Below are 5,606 nucleotides of genomic sequence, written 5' to 3'. Positions count from 1 at the left end.
CCGGCGCCGGCACGCCGAAACCGCCAGGGCCGCGGGCGACGAACTCGTTGCGTGGCGGGCCGATTACGGCCGGGCGGAGGCTTCGCTCGCCGAGGACGTCGCCGAGTCCGAACGGACTTTCGTCGCCTGTGCACAGGCTTTCGAGAATCTCGGCGCGACCACCGAACTCGTCTTCAGCCTCACCGGCGTGACCTTCTGCCGGATGATGCGGAACGAACCGGACCTCGGCACGGCCGAACGCGCGGTCCGGATCGCCGAGTCCGGCCCGGACCGGATCGCGCGCTGCACGGCCAACCGCACGCTGGCGCAGACGCTGCAACAGCTGGACCGCACCCGGGAAGCGGTGTGGATCCTGAAAAAGACCAGCAAGGAGGCGTCGGCGCTGGGCGTGCCGTCGCTGTCCGCGGGCCTGCTGCGCGAGCTGGCCCGCGCCGCGCTGCTGCTCGGTGACATCGCAACGGCCGAAACCGCCTGCGCCGACGCGGCCCCGCTGCTGACCGGCAACCCGCACGACGAGGGCTGGCTCCTCCAGTTGCGCAGCCGCGTCGAGACGGCGCAAGGAAAGTTCGGCGAAGCGGCCGCGACCGCCCGTCGCTCCCACGAAATCTTCACCGACCTCGGCGATCGCCGGGCCGCCGCGAGTTCGCTGATCTGGCTGGCCGACGCGCTCTGGCACGCCGGCGACCGGATCGACGCCGGCGACCGGATCGACGCCGTCGCGCTGGCCCGCCAGGCCAGGGACGCGTTACGCGAGATGGGCTCGACGATCCTGGCCCCCGAGGCCGAGCGCATCCTCGCCGAGGCTTCGCGCACGGCCTGATGTCAGCGAAGTGTCAGCGGACTGCTGACATTCTTGGCGTAAGAGGGTGTTCCAAGACATCCCCGAGGGCTGGACCGCGTTATTGGGGGTCGGCCCAGCAACCTGTGCTGCAGGAATGGCGGCGCCACCGTTGTCGCCGCCCTCCTCAGCCAGTAGTTCAGCGCAAGCCCAGCTCGCGGGCGATGAGCATCCGCTGGATCTCGCTCGTGCCCTCGCCCACTTCGAGGATTTTGGCGTCCCGGTAGAACCGGCCCACCGGGAACTCGTTCATGAACCCGTACCCGCCGAAGATCTGCGTGGCGTCACGGGCGTTGTCCATCGCGGCATTGGAGGAGACCAGCTTCGCGATGGACGCCTCCTTCTTGAAGGACTCGCCCCGCAGCATCTTCGACGCCGCCGCGTAGTAGGCCAGTCGCGCGGTGTGCGCCCGCGTCTCCATGTCGGCGATCTTGAACTGGATCGACTGGTAGCTGCCGATGTTGTGCCCGAACGCTTCGCGCTCGCCCACGTACTTCACGCATTCGTCCACGCAGCCCTGCGCCAGCCCGACGCTCAGCGCGGCGATGGCCACCCGGCCCTCGTCCAGGATGGAGAGGAACTGCGCATAGCCCCGGCCACGCTCCCCGAGCAGGTTCACCGCGGGCACCCGGCAGTCCGAAAAGGACAGTTCGTGGGTGTCGGAGGCGTTCCAGCCCACCTTCGAGTACTTGCCTGCCACCGTGAACCCGGGCGTGCCCGATGGCACGATGATCGTCGAGATCTCCTTGCTGCCATCGGCTTTCCGCCCGGTGACGGCGGTGACGGTGACGAGCCCGGTGATGTCGGTGCCAGAGTTGGTGATGAAAGCCTTGCTGCCGTTGATCACCCATTCGCCGCCGTCCAGTTTCGCCGTGGTGCGGGTGGCGCCGGCGTCGGAGCCACCGCCGGGCTCGGTCAGGCCGAACGCGCCCAGCATGGTGCCCGCGCACAGCTCCGGCAGCCAGCGTTCCCGTTGTTCCCTGGTGCCGAAGCGGAAGATCGGCATGGCGCCCAGCGAAACACCGGCTTCGAGAGTGACGGCCACCGAGGAGTCCACCCGCGCCAGCTCCTCCAACGCCAGGCAGAGCGCGAAGTAGTCGCCGCCCATCCCGCCGAACTCCTCGGGGAAGGGCAGCCCGAACAGGCCCATCCGGGCCATCTGCGCGACGAGGTCGTACGGGAACTCCTCGCGCTCGTAGAACCCGCCGATGACCGGCGCGACCTCGGTCTGCGCGAAGTCGTGCACCGTCTTTCTCAGCGCCTCGTACTCTTGTTCGAGCCTGAAGTCGATCATTTTTCCGCCTCCGGGGTCACCACGGCCAGTGTTTCGTCCAGCGCGACCTGTTGGCCCGCCTGGACGAGCAGTTCCGAGACCACACCGTCGACCGGCGCCACCACGGTGTGCTCCATCTTCATCGCTTCCACCACGACCAGGGGCGCACCGGCGGTGACCGGCTCCCCTGGCGAAACCTTCACCACGAGCACGGTGCCCGGCATCGGGCTCACGACCGGGCCACCTTCGCTCACGTCGCCATGCGTGGCCAGCAGGTTCGGGCGCTCCCCGACGGCGATCGCGCGACCGTCGCGGGCCAACCAGAGGTCGCCGTCGACGGCGCGCTGGTAACGCCGGAACTCGCCCGCGTAGCGCAGTTCGAGCTGGTTTCCGCGCAACCGGGCGGAAACCTCCACCGGCGCGGCGCCGTCCACGCTCACCCGCGCGGCGTCCGGCGTGCCCCCGACCCGCACGAGCGCTTCGGTTTCCCCTGCGCGCAACCGGAAAGTGACCCCGCCCGCGGCGCCCAGCCGCCAGCCCGTCGGCACTTCCCACGGGTCGACCACAGCGCCCGACGGCATCAGATTGACCAGCCTGTCCAGCGCCGCGGCGACGAAGAACTCGTCGATCGGCGCGGGTGCCACGAGCTCTTCCAGCCGGCGCTCGACAAGGCCGGTGTCCAACTGTCCACTCTGGACATCCGGATCGTGCAACAGCGCGCGCAGGAAGGAGATGTTCGTGGTGAGCCCGAGTACCGAAGTCTCCGCGAGCGCCCGGTCCAACTTGTGCAGGGCCGCAGCGCGGTCGGGGCCCCACGCGATCACCTTGGCCAGCATCGGGTCGTAGTTCGAACCGACCACGGCGCCCTCGGCCAGCCACGAGTCCACCCGCACCCCGGCCGGTTCGCCGACACCGAGCACGGTGCCGCCGGTCGGGATGAACCCACGCGCCGGATCCTCCGCGTACACCCGGGCTTCGACGGCATGTCCGTTGAGCCGGATGTCCTGCTGCCCGAAGGAAAGCGGCTCACCGGCAGCCACCCGGATCTGCCATTCGACGAGATCCAGCCCGGTCACCAGCTCCGTGACCGGATGCTCCACCTGCAGCCGGGTGTTCATCTCCATGAAGAAGAACTCGTCCGGCGCCTTCGCGGACACGATGAACTCGACCGTGCCCGCACCGGTGTAGCCGACCGAGCGCGCGGCTTCGACCGCCGCCGCGCCCATCCGCTCCCGGGTGGCCTCGTCCAGCAGCACCGACGGCGCTTCCTCGATGATCTTCTGGTGCCGCCGCTGCAGGCTGCACTCGCGCTCACCGAGGTGCAGCACGGTGCCGTGCGCGTCGGCGAGCACCTGGATTTCGATGTGCCGCGGATCGGTGACGAACCGCTCCAGCAGCAACCTGTCGTCGCCGAACGACGCTTTCGCCTCGCGCTGTGCGGATTCCACCGCCGCGAGGAGATCCGCCGGGTCGGTCACCAGCCGCATGCCCTTGCCGCCACCGCCCGCGGACGGCTTGAGCAGCAGCGGGTAACCGACCTCGGCGGCGGCCGCGGCAACATCGTCCAGTTCGGACAGACCAGGTACCACCGGTACCCCCGCGGCCGAGACCTTCGCCTTCGCGTGGATCTTGTCACCCATCGCGTCGATCGCCTCGGCAGGCGGCCCGATGAACACCAGGCCCGCCTTGGCGCACGCGGCGGCGAACCGCGAATTCTCAGCCAGAAAGCCATATCCGGGATGGACCGCCTGCGCGCCGGTGTCCTCCGCCGCGCGCAGGATGTCCGGAATGGACAGATAACTCTTCGCGGCTTCGGCCGGACCGATCCGCACGGCCACATCCGCTTCGCGGACATGGCGGGCATCCACGTCCACATCGCTGTAGACGGCGACGGAACGAATACCCATCTCCCGCAGGGTGCGGATCACGCGCACCGCGATCTCGCCGCGGTTGGCCACCAGTACTGTGTCGAACACGCTCATCACATCCGGAAAACGCCGTAGCCGACAGGTTCCAGCGGCGCGTTCGCCGCGACCGACAACGCGAGCCCGAGCACCGTGCGGGTGTCCGCCGGGTCGATCACGCCGTCGTCCCACAACCGCGCCGTCGAGTAGTAGGGGTTGCCCTGCTCCTCGTACTGCGCGCGAATGCCGTCCTTGAACGCTTCCTCGTCGTCGGCGTCCCGCCGGACCGCGGAAAGGACCTGCGCGGCCTGTTCGCCACCCATCACCGAGATCCGCGCGTTGGGCCACATCCACAGGAACCGCGGCGAATACGCGCGCCCGCACATCGAGTAGTTGCCGGCGCCGAACGAGCCACCGATGATCACGGTCAGCTTCGGCACCCTGGCGCACGCCACCGCGGTGACCATTTTCGCGCCGTGCTTGGCGATCCCGCCGGCCTCGTAGCTGCGGCCGACCATGAAACCGCTGATGTTCTGCAGGAACACCAACGGGATCGAACGCTTGTCGCACAGTTCGATGAAATGCGCGCCCTTCATCGCCGACTCGGAGAACAGCACCCCGTTGTTCGCGACGATGCCGACCGGGTGCCCGTGGATGTGCGCGAACCCGGTGACCAGCGTGGTGCCGTACTCCTTCTTGAACTCGGCGAACCGGCTGCCGTCCACGATTCGCGCGATGACTTCCCTTACGTCATAAGGGGTTCGTGAGTCGGTCGGCACGGCGCCGTAAAGCTGCCGGGGATCCACGACCGGCTCGTCGGAAGGCCGCACGTCCCACGGGCGAGGGCTGCGCGGGCCGAGCGTGGACACGATCGACCGGACGATGCGCAACGCGTCCGCGTCGTCGACGGCCAGGTGATCGGTGACCCCGGACTGACGGGAGTGCACGTCACCGCCGCCGAGTTCCTCCGCCGTCACGACCTCGCCGGTCGCGGCCTTCACCAGGGGCGGGCCACCGAGGAAGATCGTGCCCTGGTTCCGCACGATCACGGCCTCGTCGCTCATCGCCGGGACGTACGCGCCGCCGGCGGTGCACGAGCCCAGCACGGCCGCGATCTGCGGGATTCCGCGCGCGGACATGGTGGCCTGGTTGTAGAAGATGCGGCCGAAGTGCTCGCGATCGGGGAACACGTCGTCCTGCGCGGGCAGGAAGGCACCGCCGGAGTCGACGAGGTAAATGCAGGGAAGGTTGTTGTGCAGCGCCACCTCCTGGGCGCGCAGGTGCTTCTTGACGGTCATCGGGTAGTAGGTGCCGCCCTTGACGGTGGCGTCGTTGACCACCACCACGCACTCCCGGCCGCTGACCCGGCCGACGCCGCAGATGATGCCGGCCCCGGGGGCGTCGCCGTCGTACAGGCCGTCGGCGGCCAGGGGGGACAGCTCCAGGAACGGCGACCCCGGGTCGAGCAGGGTGGCCAGCCGCTGCCGGGGCAGCAGCTTGCCGCGGGCCAGGTGCCGCTGCCGGGCCGGCTCGGGACCGCCGGCCGCCGCGGCCGCCGTCCTGGCTGCCAGCTCGGCCACCAGCCGCTCGT

Annotated in this window: 4 protein-coding genes; 1 reads left to right on the top strand and 3 read right to left on the bottom strand. The window is 69.4% G+C overall.

The window, feature by feature from the left end:
* The coding region (locus VHD82_RS31665) for a hypothetical protein (protein ID WP_325712344.1) at positions 1-820 on the top strand (820 nt) is incomplete at its 5' end.
* Positions 821-977: 157 nt separating this feature from the next.
* Here the strand turns inward: VHD82_RS31665 and VHD82_RS31660 are convergent.
* The 3 genes from VHD82_RS31660 to VHD82_RS31650 form a co-directional block, all read right to left on the bottom strand.
* A complete protein-coding gene (locus VHD82_RS31660; protein ID WP_325712342.1) occupies positions 978-2,132 on the bottom strand; it encodes an acyl-CoA dehydrogenase family protein in 1,155 nt (384 codons plus the stop codon).
* A complete protein-coding gene (locus tag VHD82_RS31655; RefSeq protein ID WP_325712340.1) occupies positions 2,129-4,087 on the bottom strand; it encodes an acetyl/propionyl/methylcrotonyl-CoA carboxylase subunit alpha in 1,959 nt (652 codons plus the stop codon). The genes VHD82_RS31660 and VHD82_RS31655 overlap by 4 nt, the downstream gene beginning before the upstream one ends.
* 5 nt (positions 4,088-4,092) lie before the next feature.
* On the bottom strand, positions 4,093-5,606 hold a 1,514-nt coding region (locus tag VHD82_RS31650; RefSeq protein ID WP_325712338.1), incomplete at its 5' end, for a carboxyl transferase domain-containing protein.

The organism is Amycolatopsis sp. (genome assembly GCF_035546795.1).
In the GTDB taxonomy this organism is placed as follows: domain Bacteria; phylum Actinomycetota; class Actinomycetes; order Mycobacteriales; family Pseudonocardiaceae; genus Amycolatopsis_E.
This window is presented reverse-complemented; position numbering and strand designations above follow the sequence as displayed.